This window comes from Paenibacillus sp. tmac-D7, assembly GCF_006519665.1.
Taxonomy (GTDB): domain Bacteria; phylum Bacillota; class Bacilli; order Paenibacillales; family NBRC-103111; genus Paenibacillus_G; species Paenibacillus_G validus.
Genome location: NZ_VIDW01000029.1, coordinates 1 through 22,694, shown reverse-complemented (window position 1 = coordinate 22,694; position 22,694 = coordinate 1). Strand labels below are relative to the sequence as shown.

Here is a 22,694-nt window from a genome sequence, read left to right as displayed (position 1 = left end):
TGATCTGTATAGAAACGATCCCCAACCGCTCCAAGCAATCGGGGATCTTTCCTTCTCTTTCAGGGCACAGTTACTTCTTCAGCAAATTCAGGATGGCCTGCGCCGTCTCCGCACGTACGGCATCTGCTCCAGGATCGAACTGCATCGCCCCCTTGCCCTTCATCAGACCAAGCGCAATCGCCTCGCTCACCTCCGCCTGAGCCCAGCGCGATACCTCCGAACCGTCCGTAAACGCCAGAAGCCCGCCGCCGCCGGCCCCTGTCGCCTGACCGCCGTTCTGCTTATACGCTCTAACCAGCAAGGCTGCCATCTGCTCCCGGGTCATCGGGGCATCCGGCGCAAATTCGTTCAAGGAGACGCCCTGCACGATGCCCGCCTGATAGGCGGCCGTCACGTCGCTTGCGTACCAAGCGCTTGCCGCGATATCCGTGAAAGGCGACGGCGCAGCGCTTGGCGCCAGTTCCAGACTGCGGACAAGCATGGCGGCAAACTCCGCCCGGGTCGTCTTGCCGTTCGGCTGGAACTCGGTTTCCGTTACGCCGTTCACTACATGCCGGGCAGACAGCACCTTCAAGGTGCGGTAGGCCCAATGCTCAGCGGGTACGTCCGCATAGGTCTTGTCGAGTTCCAGCAGCGCATAGCGGCTTAAATGCTCCAGCGTTACCGTCATTTGTCCGGAAGCGGGTTCAAGAGTGCCGCCTACATACGCCCATGCCTTCGTCGCTTCGTTGAAATAGTACACGCCGAGAAGCGATTCGTCCACCGTCGACGCGTCGTAAGTGAACGTGAGCTGAATGCCGCCTGAGACGATTCCTGCGTCAAACGCCTGACCGTCTGCCGAGCGCAGCGTGACCTGCAGGTCATACACCACGCCGGCTATCTTGATCTTGGCTCCGGCTCCCGCAGTCGGTGCAGGAGCCGCCAGCCCCGTTACCGGAACCATCTTCACCTCCACGGTCGCCCCCTTCAAATCGTTCGCTCGGGCAGCCAAGGCAGCCAGCAGCTCCGGCTTCACCTTCATAGCAAGGTGTCCCGCTTGAACCTCCAACTCATGTCCGGATACCTTGTCAAAAGGAACGATAGCCGTCGATGCGCTCTCCGGCAGCCTTACGGACGCTTTGCCGTCCTTGACCTCCACCTCCGTTAGCGCGGCGGCATTCGGCTGTTGTCCGGCATTGCCTCCGCTGCTGCCGCCGCCGGTATCGCCTCCCCCCGTTGGGTCGCCGTCGGTTTCACCGCTGCCCGAAACCGAAGCGCGTACCTCAAGTTCAGGCGACGCGGTGACTGCCGGCGCCTTGGAATCGGCCGGTATCACCTTTACGCGCCCCAGCGTCACCGTCGCCTGTCCCGCTGATTTCGCCTTAAAGATGACCGTGCCGAGCGTGGCCTGCCCGCTTTGTCCTGAAGCGTCTCCGGTTTTGGTAAAGCCGAACAAAATATCGCCTTGGGCGAGCTTCTCATCGATCAGCCTTGGCGGACTGACGTTCGGATCCGGCGTAATGCTGAACCCTCCGGTTATTCCTGTGGACATCCCGATATATTCAAGCCGGCTCGTATCGAAATGCAGCTCCAAATCATAACCGTACAAATCGACCAGCTGTTCCCCCGTTATCGTAACGCGGAGCTCCTGACCGATGTTCAGGCTTGTGCGCGAAGCCGTCAATTCATAGGCCGGGCTGCCCGCCGCCGCTCCTCCCGGCGTGATCCAAACGGCTGCGTATAGACTAAGAGCGGTCGTTACCGCTGCCCACTTTCGACGCATACTCATGAACTGCTTCACCCTTTCTTCTCGTCTTAAATCGATCTTGCCACAATCGCAAGGTCTTCCATGTCCACCTTGCCGTCTTGGTTGACGTCGGCCTTAGCCGCATTCGCATCCCAGTCCGCCTCTTTCGATTGCTTCCCGTATGAACGGGCCGCCATCGCCAGGTCGCCTATGGTAACTCCGGCTGAGCCGTTCAGGTTGGCATTGATCCGCTTGGCCTCGAAGCGCTGTACGGCCTCCGTCAAGGCTTCGTAAGCGTTCTTCACCTGCTCCCCGGTTGCCTCCGCATCGGCCGCTACCAGACGGGCCTGCTCGATGGAGCTTTGGAGAGCCGCCTTCGCACCGGCGATGTAATACCCGTGCCGGTTATCCTCTGCCGCTGCATCGTGCCTGGTCTGTGCGTCGGCCGCCGCCTGCTGAAGAGCCGTTCTGTCAACGTCCGTGCCGACAGCAGCCCTTGAAGCAAGAGCGATGTAATCCAGCTCGTAAAAGCCTGCGTCCGCAGCCGTTCCCCGCATAAATTTGATGCTGTTGATCCCTTCCTGAAGCTCGACCTGAACGCTGGTCGCCATAAACCGGCCCCAGCCGATCGTCCCCGCCAAATCCACGTGTTGCTCCTGCCCGTCATTCACGATGATGCGGGCCGTTGCGGGACGATAATTCCCTGTATTCTGCGCATACCACACATACAGCCTGTATACACCGCTCTTCGGTGCGACAACCTCATTGAAATTGACATAGCTGTCGGGAAAATCGATATGGCCGACATAGCTCGAGGCGGATGCGTAACTGTTGTTCGTATTCACCTTGGCATTGTGGATCTGTGCTTGCTCCGCCTCGTATTTGGCCGGCGAGACGTTCTCGTCCCCGGTCACCTCCGGGAAGTAAGTCACGCGCAGATTTTCCGATCCGAACGGAACGAGCGTCAGGTTGACCGTGGGCTCCGCGGAATAAACCGGCCCTACCGGCGGCTCTGCCGCCGACACGCCGTTCGGGGCCTTGCCCCAGGTCGGGATCAGCTTGCCTTTGGCAACCAGCTTCACGGGCGTCTTCGCCTGCTCGAACGGATTGTCCGGCATCTCCGAGGTGACGACCTGAATCGATGCCTCCGGATGAGCCCGATCGATCAGCAGTCCGTAATTCCACGGATTGTCTGCCGTGATGTTGTACTGCTTAAAGCCGGGCTCCGTCACCTGAGGCGCCGGATTCGATTGCTCGGTCCACTTCTCGTCGATTTTCAACGAATAGACGAGCGGCCCGCGTTCGATGCCGACCGAATTATTCACCCACGTGGACATCCGAAGCTTCATCGGCAGCGTCAGCTCCACCGTATCGCCCTGGCTCCACGTCCGTTCAATCGTATAGTAGCCGCCGGATGTAACCGCCGGCTGCGGTTCCCCGTTCACCTTGACTGCCGCCCCGTCCGTCCAGGCCGGTATGCGCAGCTTGAGCGGAAAGGCTACACTGGCCGAAGCCTGCTCCACGGTAAACCGAAGCTGGTCCTCGAACGGATAATTCGTGGCCTCCCGAATCGTCACATCCGCTCCTTTGATTTTCGCCGATACCCGGCTCGGACCGTATGCAATCACGCCAAGTCCCCCGTCACTCGTTGCCGCCCACATATCTTTGACAAAATAAGGCCAGCCCATATGTAAATTGAAGCGGCAGCACGGAAAGCCGGAAAACGGCGACTGCACGGTGCCATTGTCGTAATTCTGCTTAAAGCCGTGGTCCGTATTCCGGCTCTGAATCTGATTCGGAAGCGAGTAATATTGATGTGTCTTGATGTCCTTGCTCATCGCGCCGGGAAGTGAGTTGAAGGTCAGCTTTTCAAGTGCGTCTCCTACGGACGCTTCGCCCGTGATCATCGCCGTCACCGCATCGCTGTGAATGCGCTCCACGATCGCGCAGAGCTCGACGCCCTGCGTCGATGCCAGACCCGAGAGCATCTCGGTGCCTGCGTTGATCCCGGTGATTTGATTGTGCGAGCGATTCAGATTTGCGACGCCGGCATCATAGGCGTTCTTATCCGAATCGTTTTTCGAAAGCTGGTAGTAAATCGCCGGCGTTTTGATCGATTGATTCACGTTTACGGTATGCTGCGTATAGAAATTGTCCGGGTTCGTCCGGGCCGGTTCCAAAAATTTGTTGTTCGTCAACAGATCCGTCACATCGAACCCTTGCGCGTTCAGCTTCTCCGCCAGCTGCAGCAATGACGCATCCCCCGTCCGGTTGTAAAGCCAGAGCACCACGTTCATGTTGTCGCCATTGCGTATTTTCCCCCAATCGAACAGCGGCCGCTGATCCAGATTCGCGAGCTGATAGTGAAAATACTTGGTGAGAAAATCGGTCACCCGCGCATCGCCGGTCGCTTCGTAATAGTCCTTCAGCACATAGATAGCAACCATCCGCGGCCACCAGTCATTGTCGCTCTTCGGTCCGAAATTACCGTCCGCTCGCTGGCTCTGCAGCATCCAGTTGACCCATTTTTGCGATTTGGCGATCAGCCCGGGATCGTTTAACGTATAAGCGAGCGCTACCAGGCCCTTCACATAATACACGGGCCGCTCCCAGTTCGTATCGGGCGCCGTGCCTCCCAGCCATTCGGAGTTGCTGCCGAGCTCCGCATACAAATCCTCCGCGTAGCCGGTAGCTCCGTCCTTCATCAGCTCAAGCTGCTTCAGCAGCCAGCCTTCGGCCTTCACGGAGCCGAGCGGCAGCGAAACGAAGGGCGTTTGTACGAGCGGCGCTTTATTGGCTACCGGCTCCTTGAACGCTTCAACCGGAACGGCGTATTCGCTGGCGATGAAATGATCGAACACCGGCTGTCCACGCTCGACGCGGTAGCCGATTCCGCCGGACTTTAAACGCTGCGGGCTGTCATCCGTCACCGTAATCAAGGGCTTGTGCATATCCTCTACATACACCTGGATCTGATCACCGTACGTCGCAACCTTCAGCTGATACAACCGGTTCGGATCGACCTGTTCCAGCGCCTTCACCGTTTGCAGCACCGTACGGTCGCCGTTCATTCGCTCCAGCGTCACATTTCCGTCGGCGCTTAATCCGGCATAATAGCCGTGAACGTTAGAGGATCCGGGCCCGGCACCGGCCACGCGGAAGAGCAGGCCGGCATTCGCATCCGCAGCAGCAAGCTTCAGCTCCGTTTCCACGGTGGCGTCGCCGAAGTCCGCGTCCTTGGCCAGCAGCTTCGCACCAGCGCCTCCGGCTTGCACAGTAACGCCTCCCGCTTGCAGGCCCCAAACGCCGTCGATCACCTTCCATTTCTCAAGCCCGGAGACTGACGGAGGATCCTCGAACGTATCCTCGAACGCCAAGCTTTCGTCTTGTTGCTTGATCCTCAGATTGTCGTAAATCGCCTCGGATTGATAGATCCGGACGCCGATTTTCCCCGATGCGTAGCTGTTATCGGTATGCTCCAGCACAAGGGCGTCATTCACATAAAAGCGAATGAGCGGGCCTGCAGCCGTCACTTTAAAACGATAGGTTACGTTCGGGTTCACCGTGATGGAAGAGCGCTTTAACTCCGTCCAGTTGTTATTCATCCGGCCGAGAAACACGCTGCCCGTGCCGCCGGCGCTGATTCCCGCATAATAGCCCTTCACATTGTCGGCTCCTGAAGAGGCGTCGGCGACCCGAAACAAAAGGCCGGCGTCCCCGTTACGATTGGCAAGGCTGATCTCCGTTTCGACCGTGAAATCCTGCAGCTCCGCGCTCTTGGCCAAAGCCTTGTAGCCCCGGCCTGCAGGCACGGTCAGCTTACCGGATGAGATGGCCCACGAACCCTCGATGATCTCCCAATTGTCATTGATGTAGCTTTGATCAAAATGATCCTCTATAAAGCCGGGCGCTTTCGCAGCCGCTTCGAGATGAACCGCCGGCAGAAGCAGGCTGACATACAGTGTTAGGATCAGAAGCGCCGCGATTCTTGCCTGAAACCTCATGTGTCCTCATTCCTCCCCATTATTCGCTCGACAAGCGCTCCAGCTTCTGCTCGAACTCTATCGGATCGGCCATATGGAACGTATCGGCGATATAACCGTCTTTATCGATCAGAAATGTCGTCGGCAGTGCATGAAGCTCGTATAAATAAGCCGCACGCTTATTCTCGTCCATCAGCGTCGGATAGGCTAAGCCGTTCATCCGCATGAATGCCGAGATGCGCTCGGGGTTCTTTTCTTCCGTCGAGACGTTGATTCCGTAAAAGTCCACATGATCCTTGTACTGCTCATGCAGCCGCTTCAACGTGGGAGCCTCCACCGCGCACGCCTCGCACCAGCTGGCCCAAAAATGGATCAGCACCGGCCGGTTCCTAGATCCGCCGATCGTTACCGTTTCGCCCTCCAACGTCTTCAATGTAAAAGAAGGCGCTTGGACGCCGGAATGCCTACGCTGTAAAGCCGTCTTCGGCGCCTCAGCCGTCATCAAGATTTGCTCCATCGCTTTGGCATCGATCTTGCGGGCGGGATCGAAGCCAGTCGGCTCCGTCAGTTTAAGGTTCTGCACCAAGGTGAAGCCGGTGATCAACAGCGCCAGCACCAGCAGAATCGGCAGCCCTATTCGTTTCATAACCGGTCGTCACTCCTTCCGAGGCTTCTGCCATTTGCGAAGAAACGCCCCGCAGGTGCAGCCGCCGGGCGTCTCTTCGCTTCATTCCTAATCCAGCATAGCTCTGGCTACAATCACCAGATCCTCAATGTCCACCTTGCCGCTGTAGTTCACATCCGCTTTCATCGCTTGCTCATCCCATCCGGGCTGACCGGATTGCTTGCCGTAGGACGCCGCCGTTAAAGCCAGATCTCCGACGGTAATCCCGCCTGAGCCGTTCAGATTGGCATCGATTCTCTTCGACTCGAAAGCGGCCAGCGCCTCCGATACGGTCCGCAGCGCCTCGGTTATCTGCTGCGGCGTAGCTTCCGCGTTCACCGCCGTTGCAGCCGCATGGTCGATGGCAGCCTGGAGCGTCGCCTTGGAGCCCGGTACATAAGCGCCATGGCGATTGTCTTCCCATGCGCCGTCATGCTTCGCTTGTGCGGTTGCGATCGCCTGAACCAGCGCTTCCTTGCTTGCCGCCTTCGCCGTAATTTGCAGACTGTGCGAGGCGCCCTTCGCCATCAGCTCGGCGCCTGCTTCATTCGCAATGGCAATGCCGCTTACCGAAACGACGGTCTGCACCGCTTCCGCGACAGGCAGCGCCTGGAACGTCAGTTTGAGCCAGTCGCCGTTCGCCGGGAGTCCGGCGCCGAGCGCCGCCGCCAAGATGCGGACCTTGCCCGGTGCAAGCAGCCTCTTCTCTACGATCGCTATGCCTTCACGCAAAGCTGCGGCATCCTTAAGCTCAACCTGGCTCGGATCGAAGCTTACGGTCACATCAAGCGCATTGATATGCTCGAAGTCAACCGTCGTCACCGCGCTTAGACCGAAGGTCAGGTCGAAGGCCATGCCCCCTGCCGTAGACGCTGCGCCTGCCAACACGGACTGTGCTTTGGCATGGGAAGGCACCGGCTGCGGTGTAATTGTCGGTCCCCAGACCTCCAAAGCGTCAATTCCTCCCGGCTGCGGCACAAAATGCACACGGTCGATCGCCAGCTTTCTCGGCTCGGTCGTACCGGCCTTGTAGTGCGTGTGGTACACCATGAACAGCTCCGAGCCGTCCGGAGAGCCGATGAATGAATGATGTCCCGCTCCCGGCATGATTGCGTTCGATTTCATGATGGGATTGTACGCGTACTTGGTCCAAGGGCCTGTAGGCGTCGGCGCTGTCGCATAGCCTACCCCATAATCCGGACTCTCGAAATGGTTGCCGGAATAGGTCAAGTAGTACAGCCCGTTATGCTTCAGGACAAAAGGTCCTTCGTTGATGTTCGCCACCGGTGCCTTCTGGCTCAACTCCCACGTCTGTGTAGCGCGGAATACGAACCTCAACGTATCTTCCTTGATGCTCTTCATATCGTCATTCAGCTCGGCAACCCAGATCTCGTTGCCGTTATTGAAGCGGACAAAGTACATATAACGTTTGCCGTCATCGTCGGTGAAGATGTGCGCGTCGATTTCCGGCGTATTCAGATGCAGCGGCTGCTGGACCTCCTGCACGAACGGCCCGAGCGGCGAAGTGCTGGTGGCGACCGCAAGCCGTTCCTGAACCGCATAGTACATATAGAAGATGCCGTCCTTCTCGACGACCTCCGGCGCCCAGAATTGTTTATCGCCCCATGAATGGTCCTTATGCAGCGCCCAGCCGTCATGCGCCGTCCAATTCACGAGATCCGGGGAAGAATACACCTTGATTCCGTTAGGCATGTTCGGCCAATCGGCCGTATTCGTTCCGTACAAATAGTACATGCCATCATGCTTCAGGATAAACGGATCGGCGACGCCCGGAAGCACGGCATTCGTGTAGGTCGGACCTGCCGGAAGCCCGCTTTCGTCGATCGAGGTTACCCTTACATTGTCAAAGTCCGCATCCGCATTCCAGGTGCGGAAGCCGATCCGGCCTGTGGCCAAATGGGAAGCTTCCAACAGATCGAACTTCGGATACCCGTTTACGTTCAGCGGATTGTCATTGACATAAATCTGGAGATGATCCTCCCGTGCGATCACCTTCAGATGCACCCATTCATCGGCTGCGACCGGAAGCTTCCTGGACGCAAGCTCCGTCCATGTTCCTCCCGAGTTCGAGCCCAGGACCACAGATTGATTGGCTGCGCTGATCCCAAGGTAGTAGCCCTCGTACGCATCCGCTCCAATCTCTGCACTAGTTGCCCGGAAAAGAAGCCCTGCTTCATTCCCGCCGGCGATATGCACATCCGCCTCCAGCATGAAGTCCGTAAAGCTCTGTCCGTCAAACAGCGCCTTATGACCGGCTCCGGCCTTCACGGAAAGCCGCCCTTCGGCCGCCGTCCATACCCCGCCGTAAGTCGACCAGCCGTCAGCGGCATTGTCAGTGAAATCATCCGTAAACAGCACGCCCGATGGCAGAGCGGTATCTTCAACGGTCACCACCGCTTGATCCCAGAAGTCTCCATTCACCGATGCCGCCTTGATTACCGTACGGCCCGGTGCCTTCGCTTCAACCAAACCGCTGCTCGTAACGGCCGCGATCGACGGATTCGACGAGCTCCAGTGAAGCTCCTTCCCGCTGGCGCCGAGATTCGTCAGCTGCACGTTCCCGCCCGGCCGCAGCGTTACCATTTTCGGATCGAGCTTCACCCCGCCTTGAATGGCCCGGATCGCGAAATAATCGAATTTGGCATCGATGCGATCATTTGTCGCGACAATATTGTTGGCGAACAAACCAACCTTAATATCGGTCAGAGTTGCGGTTACCGGATCGGCGGCTTGAAGCCATTCATACCCGTTCCAATAATACGTCGTATACACATTGCCCAGCTTTCTGATTTTCAGGGTAATCGTGTCGCCGCCGGGATGTGCAGCGGGATTGCCCGGCTTCTTGTAGCTGCGTCCGATCTCATAGGCCGTTTCGATGGTTGCTCCGTTCACCCAGACATGGGCCAGCTTCACGAAATGATCGGCATCCTGCCAGATAAACAGTCCGCCCTGCTGATGATTTTTGGCGATCGGCGCCGTGACCTTCGTTACGATTTCGAAATCGCCGCTTCCCGGATTGCGCAGGAACACGTTGTTTTGACTGTTATTGTCCTGATATACATCGGTCGGCGTCGTATGAATGGTCAGCGCTCCCGGATTTTGCGTCAAGCTCCAGTCGCCCGGGCTTTCTTGGAAAATCGACCATTCACCGCTCAGCGCGGCGTTGTCAAACGAGTCCACCTGAAAGCCGGTCAGATCAGGCTCGCTCGGCAAGCCCCGTACGGTAACTACGGCCTCCGTGAACAGAGCCGGATTTCCGGCGCTTGCCACCTTCACGGCAGCCGTTCCCGGCTTCAGACCTTTAATGAACAAGGTCGTGCTGCCGGTAGCCGAATCGACTACGGATTCCGTGACTAACGCCACCTCCGGATTCGACGATGTCAGGGTCAACTGCTTCATCGTGCCGGCAAGCGGTCTAACTGCGGCCACGATAGCAGCGGTTTCCCCTTGAGCCAGCGTTAAAGCCGTCTTATCGAGCATAACGCTCTCTACCGGAACAGCCGAACCGCTGCTTTCCAGCGCCTCCAGAATGATGCTGTCAAGCTCCGCGAAATGGTTTCTTTTGGTAAGTTTGATCGTGTTCGCGCCCGCATTCAGGCTGATATCGATCGACGTCGGGTTATAGCGCTCCCAGCCGTAATTGCGGTAGCTGATGACTTGAGAAGCCGCACCGTTAACCGATACGTCGTGCTGCGCCGCAGCTCCGCCTGCGGTGCCATTGGCTGCCATCACGATCAGGGAGTACGTGCCTGCCCGCTCCACATTCACATGAAAGATTACGCCGTCGGTGCCCGCGTTGTCCAAGCGACCGACAACTTTGCCTCCCGAAGCGTCAACGCTGTTGCGGATTTCAGCCGTTCCCAGCAGCTCGCCGTACTCCGCTTCGTAGTGGTAGCGCTCCACCTCCGGTGTACCGGATGGCTGCTCCACCGGCGAACCGTAGGCAGCCGGAGTTCCGAAGTTCGGCGTACCGTCCGCATTCCATGTAAACTTCTGGGCTCGCACGCTGCGATTGCCCCAGCTTCCGCCCGACCTCAGGTCGGCATGGTAGACGATCCAATCTTCTGTTCCGTCCGGGGACGTCGTGAAGGTATTGTGACCGGGTCCGAAAGCGCCCGGCGCTTGACTGAACACAGGACCGGACTTCGTCCAGGATGCCGGATTCAATACATCGCCGTCCGAATTTGTCAGCAGACCCAGCTTGTATTCGTCCGTCCAGCTGCCGCTGGCCGAGTAGACGATAAACAGCTTGCCGTCTTTCTTCAAAATTTCCGGCCCTTCATTAATATAAGGCGTACCTATGCGTTCCCAAGGCTGATCCGGGGTGGACAGCTGTACCCTCGGACCGCTGATGGTCCACGGATCGCTCATCGGCGCGATGTAAATGTTCTGCTTCTCATTGACATCGCCTTCCCATCCGGACCAGACAAAATACATGGAACCGTCGTCCTTCTCGAGTACGGTCCCGTCGATCGCCCATTTATCCGAGGCGTCGGCGATTTTACCCTTCAACGTATACGTGCCTTGCGGATCCTGTGAATTGCCCTCAAGTACATACATGCGGTGATTGGCGTTGTTGCCGTCGTCCGCCGCAAAGTATATGTACCATTTGCCCTTGACATACTGCAGTTCCGGCGCCCATAGCTCCTTCGAATACGGCTCCCCGGCCGGAGGCGTGTATACCGTTACACGCGGCGCAGTGCCGATATCCTGAAGCCGCCTTGCCTTGGCGACCTGAAGGGACGAATCACTGTCGGACTTCACGTAATAGTAGAAGCCGTCCTTGAATACGATGCTCGGGTCAGCGGCGCCCGCACCGCCGGAAACCGGTACGATCGGGTTCACGAAAGTCGTTCCGGCGCTAACCGTTACTTCGGAGGTCGCCGTCGCTCCCCCGTCTGCCGCGGTTACGGTTATTGTAGCTGTGCCCTTGTTCACACCCCGGACGAGTCCGGTGCTGTCGACAGCGGCTGCCCCGGTATTGCTGGAGCTCCAAAGCAACTGCTGGTTGGAGGCGTCGATCGGTTCCACCACTGCGTTCAATTTTTTCGTTTCGCCCGCTTTCAGGCTGAAGGAAGGCGTATCCAGCATGACCGACTGAACGCTTTTGCCCGTATAAACCGGCCGCATGACCTGCTTCGCCAAGCCTGGTCCGGACCATCGCACATGCATACTGGCGTCTCCCGCCGCGTGCGCATACTCGATGCGGACCGTGTACGTTTGTCCGGCGTTCAGCGCGATGTCGCCGCTGACTTCCTCCCTGCCGCCGCTCGTCTTGTCGACGACCTTCGTATCGCCGATCCACACCCCTGCCAGATGATCGCTGTCGACATAGACCGTATGCACGCCCGATTGAACCGGCTTGATGGAGCCGACCCAACGGATCGAAAATTGGTCCTCGCCGATGCCCGCCGTCGGATCGGGCGAGCCGGTTCCTTTCTCGTCGCCAAGATCGAAGTCAACACGTGGCGTGATCGAAGATTTAGCCAAGGTTGTGAAGCTCGCGTCTTTAAAGTACTTCACCTGAAACACGGGCAGCGTGTCGAAGGCCGGTCCGGTGAGCGCCTTGATGTCGTTGACATCCCACGGATGCCCGTCAGGGTAAACGATGCCGTGGAACGGAACCTCCGGCTCTGAAGTCAGCGGAGTCACATCCGATCCCCATGGGAAGCGGGTGTTATCCCGGCCGATGCCGAATTCCCACATGACGAACCCGATGCCTTGGTCCCCATAATGCCGCACGACGCCGGGTACCGATTGCGTCAGCCGGTTCATCGTTTCATCGGCCAAAATTTGTTTGCTTACGCCAAACGGCGTCGGGTAATCGGATTCATACGGATGCCATGTGATAAAATCCGATGTTGGGCCGCCCGAGAATTGGGCCCCCGTCGACGATACCGGCAGGCTGGAGCCGGTTTCCTTGATCCAAATCCGCGAATCGTTCATGATTTGCTTCGTAATTTGGTCCATCAGTCCGCTTTCGCCGTTGCTCGGCTCGTTATAGATGTTCCAGAAGGCGATTCGCGGATCGTTCTTATGCGCATTGACAATGCCCTGCACATAGCTTTTCAAATCATCCTTATTCGCGGCGTAGTTCGCTTTGATGTCATCCCCCGGGGCCTCTACCCAGCGGCTGTTATGAGCGCCGTACCTTGGCGGCAGCTGCGGTCCCGGCACCGGATGATCGTCCCAGCAGTCGTCGAAGAACACGATCTCCACCTTGATGCCGTACTTATCGGCCAGCTGCAGAAAATCCTCCAGATTGGCGAGCAGCTTTGCACTGTCGTTCTTCCACAGCAGGTTGTGCAAAAATACCCGTACGAAATTAATCCCGTACGTATGAGCATACGAAAGCTCCCGGTCGTTTACCTCATGATTGTACGCATCCCACTGCTGCAGCTGGTTGACCGCATGGGTCGGTACGAATACCGCGCCCTTCACCCACGACCAATCATAGGTCGGCTGCACGACTGCGCCTGCGTCTTGTACGCGGATGTTATCGTAGCCTGCGTTCACCCAGTGCGACCGCACGCCGATGGCCCCTGTAGTGTAAGCGCTGTCAACTGCGCTGACGATATGCTCGCCGTCGACATAAATATCGATTTGGCTGCCTAAAGCCGTCACTTTCAAGCGGTACGTTTTATTTGGCTGCACCGGGTACATAATCGATGCGAGCTCCGTCCAGTTGTTGCTTAAACGACCCAGCTGGACGCGGCCGTTCACCCCAAGGCCGGCATAATAGCCTTTCATGCTGTCGGCTCCGTTACTCGGATCGCTTACGCGGAAAATAAGCCCGGCGTTATCGTTGTTGACGCCGTCTTGGAGCGTAATGTCGGCTTCATAGGTGAAATCGGCAAAGTCAGTGCCTTCCGCGACCGACTTGAAGCCGGCGCCTTTGTTCACGCGGTAAGCGCCGTCGGCTGCATTCCATACGCCGCCGTAGGTCGTCCAGCCGTCCGCTTGCTTGTCATTAAAGTCTTCCGTAAAGCTGTGTTCTTCCTTCGTAAACACAGACGTTTGCGTCGACGAATCGAGCATTCCTTCTTTCACCGCGTAGGCTCTCAGCACGGTCGTTTGTGTGACAGTCAACGGCGAGCCGTAAACAGGCGAGCTCGTATTAGGCATGCTCCCGTCTGTCGTATAATGGATGGTGGCCCCGGGTGTAGGGCTTAGGATCATAACCGTTTGCGAGCCCTTGAATGTCCCCCCGCCGGGGATAAAGACCGGCGCTTTCGCTTGGGACGTCACCTTCGTCAGGCTCAAGAGCGATACATTATCGTACACGGCCGACTTGTTGTCGTTCCATGTGCGCAGTCCGATCGTTCCGGACGGATAGGTTTCGTCCGTGAAGGCGGTGACGAGCTTGCCGTTCAAATAAATGTAGTAGCGGGTGCCGAGCGCCACGACCTTGAGCCGGTTAAATTCATTTGGCTTTACATCCGCCACTGTCTTGGATATACCGGTCCAGCTTCCCTGACCGCCATTGCCGGCCGAGTTCATTTTGCCGACAATCAGGAACCCCGACGTATTCAGACCTGCATAATAGCCGTTCATCTTATCCGCGCCATGGCCCGGATCGCTTACGCGGAAGATGACCCCGCTGTCCTGAAGCGTCCCTTGCGGATTCAGATCAACCTCCAGCTGGAAGTCGCCGTACACCGCATCCACCACGGCCTTGTCACCGCGCGGATTCGTGACCTGATACGCGTAAACATCCTGCGAAACCGTCCAGCTTCCGGTTTGTTGACCGGCATACGTCGTCCAGCCCGACGAATTTCCGTCGTCGAAGTTTTCGGTAAACACCGGCTCCTGACCGGCTATGACGTAATGCGCGCTAACGACATCAGAAACCGTCTCCCCCGCCTTCTCCGCATAAGCTTGGATAAGGGTCGTCGTTGCGATGGAAATCGGGGATGAATAGACGGGGGATGTCGGATTCGGCGCGCTTCCGTCGACCGTATAGCGGATCGTGGCTTCCGATGTGCCTGCGGTTAACGCCACGAGCTGCTCGGAGGCGTAAGTCCCGCCGGTAGTAAGAAACTCGGGCTCCGCCGTCGTTTGCGCCGCATAGGCCTTCGCTTGAATGTTGTCAATCACCGAGGTTCCCCACCAGGTTCTTAAGCCCACGGCGCCTGCAGACGTTATTTGCTTGCCGTCATTGTCCGTGAAGTCGATCTTAGGCGTGTTCATGTCATTCACAAAGACTTGAATCCGGTTGCCCACCGCGATCACCTTCAGATGCGCGTTGGCGGAGTCAATCGGTGCTGTCGTGAGCTCCCTCCACTCATTGTTGCCCGTCACACGGCCCAGCATGACTTTCTTGTCCACGCGCAAGGCGGCGAAATAACCGTTGTAGCCATCCGCAACGTTATCGCTTACATTTGTGACCCGGAATATAAGCCCGCTCTGATCCGAATGAATGCCGCCAACTTGAAAATCAGCTTCATAGATCAAGTCGGCGAAGCTTGTATGTTCGGCAATGACCTTGGCTCCGGGTGAACCGTTTACCGTGTATTGCCTGGCTTCATTCACTTGCCATCTTCCCCGGTTTGCGGCATCTGCCGATCCGTAAGCCTTCCAGCCGTCGGCATTCCCGTCGTTGAAATCTTCCCGGAACACGGCTAGCGGCTCCCCGACAGCTGCGGCCAGCGGAATCGGCGGCATTAGGGCCAGCATCATACTACTAATGAGGACGTAAGCCAGCGCCTTTCGAATGTGCGAATATGTAACCGAACCTTTTTTTCTCAATCGACTACCTCCTTTCGGGACTCCTTGATGATTTTGCGGTCTGCAAGCTACGATGTCTTCACGACAAAGTACGATTCATCATCTCACCTTCTACCTCTCCAGATTTAGGAACTAGCTTAAGCATAACAAGAAGCACTCCTAAAGTATTTGCAATTTCCAGCAATTTTTTAAGCTATTTCATCCCATTTGCTGCCGTCCGGTCATACTGACGATCCTGCCGGCCCATCTGCGGCTCCGGGATTTCGTCTGCCATGATAAATCACACTTAAGCACTTGGAATTATGTGAATGAAAATTGCCGCCATTCGACATCGCATTCGAGCACTGGATGGGAATAAAGGCACGCCACCCGGGATAACCTCCTCAGGTGATCGTCAAACCATGAAAAATTGACTAGATTTGATCCCCCTGGATACCCATTTTTATTTCCAGAATTTATAGTATGATAATTCATTATTGGTTGGATTTTACATAAGTACAAATGGTTCTGGATTTTATCAACATTATTTTGGAGGGTTAGGATGAAAAGAACTAGTACAACCTTTAAGCTCCTGCTCGGCTCACTTGCTATTACATTAAGCTTTGGCGCGGTTCCCCGCCATGCCTCGGCGGCGGATACGGCGTTCATTAACCAGATGAGCGATCAATACCATGCCTTTGAGAAAAAACATCGGGATATATACAAGGCTTATCTCCAGAATGAAAGACATTTGTATGACACGTATCACGGTCAAATGACGTCGGTTTATAACGAGCTGATGCGGGTCGCGCACGCAGACCTCGATGGGATGACAAGCATACTGGAGAACGATATTCAGCAGTTGAAAAAAAGCTACAAGGAAAGCAATGCATTTAGAGACTATGTGAGGACGACTGACAAGAACCGGGCAGGGGGTCCGATGGATCTCTATGAGGACACGATGGATCCGAACGACGCAGGCAGCCCAATGGATCTTTTCGAGGACAGCTTAAATCCTGATTCGGCAGGCGATGCTGCGGATCTTTATGATGACACACTCAACCCCGATTCGGCAGGCAGCGCCATGGATTTGTATGACGATGAGGTGAACCCCGACTCGGCGGGTAGCGTAATGGACCGGTTTGACGATGAATCGTCTATTCACAGCGCAGGCAGCATTATGGACCGCTATGACGACGGCGACCTGCCAAAGGCCGAGGCGGAAAAGCTGATGGCGGAGGCTCTTGTCCAAGCGGAAGCGGATATGAACAAGCGGATCAGCGACACCCAGCGAAGTGTCCAAAACCGAAAGAACGAGTCACTGCGAGACATACGTGACGCCTGGTTAAACGTCAAGCATGCGATTCTGCAGCAACGCGAGAGAACCATTGCCGAAGTTTCCGCAGCACGGGAGAGGCTGACCGGAACAGGCATCGATTTTAAACCTTTAATCCTGGATGACTGGATTACGGTAGTCGTAGACGGGGATTATCTGATCTTCGAACAGCCGCCGGTCATCGTCAACGGTAACACGCTGGTGCCTATGCGGGCTATTTTTGAGAAGCTTGGAGCTGAAGTGCTCTGGAACGCCGGCGATCAATCAGTCACAGCCAACAAAGGAGCGACGTCAGTCTGGCTTCAAATCGACAACAGCAGCGCCAAAATCAAGGGTCAGGATCAAACGTTGGAAGCGGCCCCCAGAATAGTGAACGGGAACACGATGGTCCCTTTACGGTTTGTCAGCGAAGCGCTCGGAGCTAACGTACACTGGGACGACAACAAAAAAACGATCACCATCACACCCGCTTCCTAAGTCTGGTTTCCAAGGGCGAATAAACGAACGAGAGCATCCACCTCAGCAGGTGTTGCTCTCGTTTTACGCCCAACATGGGCGTCACCTCTAAGGTGAAGTCCGGAATGGGGGGTGGCAAGCGCCTACCGTTAGCCAAGAGCAAGACCCTCTGAGTGTTGGAGAAATTTGGGGTCCTCCCCATCAATCGCGTTTTAACCCGGATACGGAGTCTTCATCAAGAAAAAGCCACTCTACCAACTCCAGAGTGGCTCCTAATCTCTCGAATCGTTGTATGCCTACGGAGCGTCCACTCTAGATCCACCCCAACTGAAAGGCTCTTACAACGGCGATCTTTATGGCTACTCCTCTTGCTTCTCTTCTACACCGATTGCTGAATTCTCCCTCTCCTTCAGGTAAGGGACCAGATCGGCCCAGTCGTAATCTTGGACGTAATATTCCTTGACGCTGTACTTGCAGGTGTTGGTGTCGGCCAAGGTTTTAGGGCCGGGAAAGCCGATGACCTTCCAGTTGACGTGATCCTTGTTGCCCCCGTAGACCGGGTCGCAATAGAACCCTTGCCGGGTGTGGAGCACCAAAGCACTGAAGAAGTCCATGCCCTCATCGAACGCACCCTGGAGAAAGGTACTGTGCTCACCCTCAGAAGTCAGGGTCATGGGCTGCGGCTTCGGCCTCCCTGACAGGGCCACCAGAATCTCATCCTGTCGGTCCTCGCTCAAGTCCTTGAAAGCGGCACCGAACTGCTCACGGGAGAGTTCATCCAGCTTCCGGATCCCCTGACGGTAGTTCTCCTGCATCTCGGTAATGCGCTCCCGCCAGGCGTCGGCCTCTTTGCCCTCCATCATTAGAAACCCGCTCCCGTCGGCAGCTGCGTAGATGTAGTCTATGCCCGAAAGGTAACGGTCGATGAACCGGACCACGCCAGCCTCCCGTGCGCCGGGGTCATGGTCTGTTGGTATGATCCGAGCTGTCGCGGATTCGATCGTCTCCCACTCGTGCTGATCGAAGAACAAGCGCTCGTCGGACTCGTGATCCACTGGAGATCCGATGACGGACCAATCTGCTTTGCTTGTCATGAAACACGCCTCCTCTTTGTTATAGGCCTGCGGCTTTCTGCTTCTGGCGACCCTTGGCATGGACTTCCGCGATATACTCGGAGCAACGCCAAGCGTTGGCCATCATCGTGAGCGTCGGGTTGACCCCCAGGGACGTTGGGAAGCTGCTCCCGTCCAGGATGTAGAGGTTCTCGACATCGTGTGCCTGACACCACTTGTTCAGCACGCTCTTGGAAGGATCATTGCCCATCCGCGCGGTACCGTGTTGGTGGCAAGTGTTGCCGGTCAACGAGTTTTCGGGAATGACCTTGATGGTCTTCGACGCCCCCGCCGCTTCGAGGATCTCCGCGTTTTTGTTGATCATCCACTTCGCCATGCGAATATCGTTCGAGTGCGGTTTGTACGTGATCCGCGCAACCGGTACCCCCCAAGCATCCTTAACCTCGGGATCAAGGTCCACTCTATTGGACTCTTGAGGCAGGTCCTGAAGGATAATCCCGATCTTCATCGAGTAATTGTAGAAGTCGCGGTCCGCATCTTTCATGGCCATCCCCCACTCCGGCCTATCCGGGAAAACCCAGTTGATGGGGTGTCCTACTTGCGACGCCGCCAGGATACAACCGCCGATGTGTCCCCGCTTCTCATCGGTTTCGTAGAACTGCATCGAGCCTCCGCTGATGTAGTTACCAACAAACCCGTAGAGAGGATCGTGCACTTCCTTGTCGAAGAGGCCGGTCGCGAACGCGTATTCGTGGAAGGTCGCGTTCTTCCCGACCAGTCCACTGCTGTTTGCCAAACCGTCTGGGAATTGGCTGGATTTGGACATCAGCAGCAGCCGCGTCGATTCTATGGCACCAGGGCATAAAACCACGATGCTGGCCTCCTGTTCGACCTCGCGCCCCTGCGAATCGAAGTAGATTACCCCCTTGGCACGGCCATCTTGATGTAGGGTGACTTCACGGATGTAGCACCCGGTTCGCAGATCGCACCGTCCCGTGGCCAGAGCTTCGGGGATAAAGGTAGTCAACGTGCTCGACCGAGTGGTTCCCGGGTCGCCGTACTGATTCCAGAATCCCGTCCAGTTCGATGGAGTCCTCCCCTTGTGGGGCTTCGTGATGATGGCCTGAGGAATCGGGAATGCGTTTATCCCGAGCTTATTGCTCCCCTCATAGAATTTCTTCCCAAACTGCGTAGGAGGCAACGGCGGTGTTGGGTATCCTTTGCTCCGCCGTGGTTCATACTTGTTTGCTTCAGCAAGCCCGGAGATACCGAACTCCCACTCGACCTTGGTGAGGTAGGGCTCGAGGTCATCATAAGTGATAGGCCAATCCGCAAGGCTGGCGCCCTCAATATCACCGTGCAGAGAGCGCATCTTAAAGTCACATTCCAACGGACGCGGGACCCATCCGGCCCAATGCACCGTACCTCCGCCGACCATCTGCGGCGTGGGGGAAAACTGGAACCGCTTCGCTTCAGCGTGTTCATCCGGACGCACGGTCCTCGGGTTGATCTTCGGGTCCGGCCACAGGTAGTTCCGGTTAACATACTTAAGTTCGTCACCTGAGAAGTTCTCCGGCTTCATCCGGGGACCTTTCTCTAACACCACTACTTTCAAACCTGCTTCTGCCAGAACCTTTGCGGTAGTGGCACCGGTTGCACCTGCCCCCACGATACATACGTCGACCGGTTCGGGCTTCTTCACATACGTCATATATATCTTCCCTTTCTAGACGAATTCGTCCTCGCGAAATGGATGGTTATTGCTGCTAACTCATCGGCTTTGCGGGTTGTGGTGGTTTTCCTCTTTCTTGTTCGAGCGTTACTTAACGTCATCGGCAACGGCGGCCTCGACCTTTTCGAACACGGTGTTGTCTCACGCTCTCTCAAAAACCCGGTGCATCGGCATTGCTGGGTGTGACCTTCTGCGACAGGATGTGGGGGTGACGCCGCTTGATGTATTCGGCGCAGCGGACGGCAAGTGCCTGCAAGGTACTGGTCGGATTGACGGCGGCGCTGGTCGGGAGCGAACTGGCGTCGACGATGAAGAGGTTAGGGACGTCCCAGGTCTGATTGAATTTGTTGGTTACCGAATCTTCCGGCGAATTTCCCATCCGGCAGGTGCCCATAATGTGCCAGCCTGGCGATGGTTTCGTAACGCCGGTAACCCCCGTACTACTCGAATCTATTAGGCCGCCAGCGGCCTCGGCGGCCTCTCGAGCCCTTTGCCTGCCGAACTCGATGAGTCGAGCGTCGTTTTCGGGCAGCTTGTAGTACAAATGTGGCGCGGGAAGCCCGCTTGAATCGGTGACCTTGGGGTCTAGCGTGACCCTGTTCGTTCTTACCGGGAGATCCTCTCCCTGCACGTAGACGAGTACATGCCGTCCGAAGTGGTCGTTGAAGAATTTCCGGTGGTCCGCCCCCCACGGCGCAAGATAACCACTCGTCGTTCCCATAGCCGTGTAGGCGGAACCGTTGGCCCGCCCGACTTGCAATGAGAATCCGTTGACGAAGTCATGAACTGGATTCGTGTCATAGAACTCCTGGCTGTACAGGGACGCCGGTTCGGGGCCCTTGTAGTCCTCTATGGGCTCATCGAACCAGAAGTCTTCGAAGGCCCAGCTGTGGAACATGAGGTGCGTGCCTACAAGTCCGTTGCTGTTCGCCAAACCGTCCGGGTGTCCGTTCTGGGCGGACATAAGGAGCAAGCGGGGGGTACCGATAGCGTTCGCACACATCACGACGATGTCTGCGCGAACCTCGTGCCGCTCGCCGGTAATTCGGTCGATGTAAGTCGCACCAGTGGCGCGCCCGTCGTTGCCAACGTTAATCCGCTCTACCCGAGCGTTGGTGCGCAGATCGACGCCGTTTCGGATTGCCTTGGGCCAGTAAGTAACATCTGCAGAGCCGATCGAACCGCGCGGGCACCCGCTTAAGCAGGGTCCGCACGCATTGCAGGGGAGACGGCCGTCCTTATGCCGGGTCAGGATGGCGTAGTCTGCCGGCCACCAGTGCCACCCGAGTTTCCCGAACGCCTTTGCCATCTTCAGGCCGAGCTTTCCCGGTGGGATAGGGGGACCATAGCCCGGCGGTTTTTTGGGATTCCCCAGGTCGCCGACTACACGCGCCACCCCGACCTCCGCGTCATTGATGTTGTAGAACGGCTCTAGCTCCTCGTAGCTGATCGGCCAGTCGATCGTTCCTTCCAGCCCGTGCTCCGTCCCCTTACGGAAGTCGACCGGTTTGAAACGTGGCCAGGCGCCCGCGTAGTGCCTGGTCGAGCCGCCAACAGCGTTAAATACGTACGGTGTTGCGTTTCCCGTAGTCGGATAGTCCTCCGGAAGCTTGCGCTTGTTCGGCTCGAAGTCCCAACCTCGTTTCCTCTCGATCTCCCATTCGTGGTGGAAATGCGGGTGGTCGAGCGGATGCACCCAATCGCCCTGCTCCAGGCACGTGACCTTGATCCCTGCGTCGCTCAGCCGTTTGCTGACTGCGGCACCGGCCGCTCCCGCGCCGATTACTAGAACGTTCGTGTCCACATAGTTCGCCATTTTTGATCCTCCCTCTAAATAAGTTCGGTTCAGCGTATCGGCCGTCTTTGATTACTTTGATTATCTGGACGAAGACGTAAGCATCAAATTTCAGCATTACAGGAATGCTCCTCGCTTGATAGTGTCCTGCTCCACTCAACTCCCGGCTATGTCGGAGGTCCGGACGTTCACACGCTTGACCTCTTCTGTCCGGATATACGAACCTTTTACTCGCGAGAACATCGATTCATCCCACTGTTCGATAACGTCCAGATAGCCGTAAGGCTGCGGCGTACTCCGGTAGTCGCGACCTGCCTCGAGATTCTCGTTTATCGCCTTTGTGACCTCGGGCCGCGAGTAGTACCCGTAATAGACTAGATCTCTGAGTTGCGAGAAGAAGGTTTGCGACTCCCGCTCGATACGTTTGAGGATCTCGATCTGCTTGGTCACGTCTGCCTGAAGTAAGTCCTCGCCGAGCTTATCTAATTCTGCCTTGAAGTCATCCTCACCGGCGAAGGGGAACCATCTAGGCTCCTCGCCGCTCGGCGCGATGTAGTGCGCGATAAAGTGCACGATCCCGACTTCGCTAGGCCAGGGAAATCCCTCGCCGCCAGGAATGATTCGATCGGCTGCCGCATTCAGAGCCGCCGCTTGCGTCTCCGTGAACTCGATCAGCTTTGCAAAACCGCCTAGCCTCGGCTTGAGTGGGGCGAATTTTTCCCTTGCCTCTTTCGTTGCTCCAACATTTGTGTTTCCTAGCTCCTCCTCGGGAAAAGACAAAGACGACACGCTAACTCCTCCCTCCAACTTCTAGAGTTACTTGTGCCACCATCCCCGGAAATGGATGGTTTTCGCTGCTAATCCAACCATTTCACGGGTTAAGGCGGTTTTCCCCTTTCGCAACACCGCCTAGCCTCGGACGGGTCAGCGGTGCTCGTCAGCGTCCATTGCTGCAACGTGCGACGTCTACCGCGCCTACTTAGACGCTACTGCTCACGGACGCCCGATCCAGGTATCCGACGATTTCCCGGGCGAAGGCCGGCAAGTCGTCAGGCGTTCGGGACGTAATCACGTTCCCGTCGCACACGACCTCAGCATCTACCCACTCGCCCCCGGCGTTCACCATGTCGTCGCGAATCGGCAGATAGCCCGTCACCCGCCGTCCGCGTACCGCACCCGCAGACGCGAGCATCCATCCGCCA

The 22,694-nt window shown here is 56.8% G+C and carries 10 protein-coding genes; 1 reads left to right on the top strand and 9 read right to left on the bottom strand.

All coding sequences use genetic code 11. From position 1 onward, the window contains the following. Positions 1-70: 70 nt before the first annotated feature. The 4 genes from FKP33_RS18425 to FKP33_RS18410 form a co-directional block, all read right to left on the bottom strand. Positions 71-1,768, bottom strand: a complete 1,698-nt coding sequence (locus FKP33_RS18425) for an S-layer homology domain-containing protein (protein ID WP_141336008.1) — start codon at positions 1,766-1,768, stop codon at positions 71-73. 26 nt (positions 1,769-1,794) lie between these two features. Further along, the gene (locus FKP33_RS18420) at positions 1,795-5,730 is read right to left on the bottom strand and encodes a beta-L-arabinofuranosidase domain-containing protein (RefSeq protein ID WP_141336007.1); all 3,936 of its coding nucleotides are present in this window, start codon (positions 5,728-5,730) and stop codon (positions 1,795-1,797) included. Between the two features lie 19 nt (positions 5,731-5,749). Next, the gene (locus FKP33_RS18415; RefSeq protein WP_141336006.1) at positions 5,750-6,355 is read right to left on the bottom strand and encodes a TlpA family protein disulfide reductase; all 606 of its coding nucleotides are present in this window, start codon (positions 6,353-6,355) and stop codon (positions 5,750-5,752) included. Positions 6,356-6,442: 87 nt separating this feature from the next. Further along, positions 6,443-15,142 (bottom strand): family 43 glycosylhydrolase, encoded by an 8,700-nt coding sequence (locus tag FKP33_RS18410; protein WP_141336005.1) that lies wholly within the window; start codon positions 15,140-15,142, stop codon positions 6,443-6,445. A gap of 520 nt (positions 15,143-15,662) precedes the next feature. Between FKP33_RS18410 and FKP33_RS18405 the strand changes: the two genes are divergently transcribed. Then, the gene (locus tag FKP33_RS18405) at positions 15,663-16,913 is read left to right on the top strand and encodes a copper amine oxidase N-terminal domain-containing protein (RefSeq protein WP_141336004.1); all 1,251 of its coding nucleotides are present in this window, start codon (positions 15,663-15,665) and stop codon (positions 16,911-16,913) included. A 338-nt stretch (positions 16,914-17,251) separates the two neighbouring features. Here the strand turns inward: FKP33_RS18405 and FKP33_RS18400 are convergent, their stop codons facing one another. From FKP33_RS18400 to FKP33_RS18380, 5 genes are all read right to left on the bottom strand, one after another. Then, complete coding sequence (locus FKP33_RS18400; RefSeq protein ID WP_141336003.1) at positions 17,252-17,986, bottom strand: gluconate 2-dehydrogenase subunit 3 family protein; 735 nt, start codon at positions 17,984-17,986, stop codon at positions 17,252-17,254. Between the two features lie 19 nt (positions 17,987-18,005). Then, a complete protein-coding gene (locus FKP33_RS18395; RefSeq protein WP_141336002.1) occupies positions 18,006-19,676 on the bottom strand; it encodes a GMC family oxidoreductase in 1,671 nt (556 codons plus the stop codon). A 172-nt stretch (positions 19,677-19,848) separates the two neighbouring features. Next, complete coding sequence (locus FKP33_RS18390; RefSeq protein ID WP_181410203.1) at positions 19,849-21,513, bottom strand: GMC family oxidoreductase; 1,665 nt, start codon at positions 21,511-21,513, stop codon at positions 19,849-19,851. A 135-nt stretch (positions 21,514-21,648) separates the two neighbouring features. Continuing rightward, positions 21,649-22,281, bottom strand: coding sequence for a gluconate 2-dehydrogenase subunit 3 family protein (locus FKP33_RS18385; protein WP_181410202.1), 633 nt, complete (start codon positions 22,279-22,281; stop codon positions 21,649-21,651). Between the two features lie 190 nt (positions 22,282-22,471). Next, positions 22,472-22,694, bottom strand: a 223-nt coding sequence (locus FKP33_RS18380; RefSeq protein ID WP_181410201.1) for a DJ-1/PfpI family protein, incomplete at its 5' end; no start/stop codon positions are given.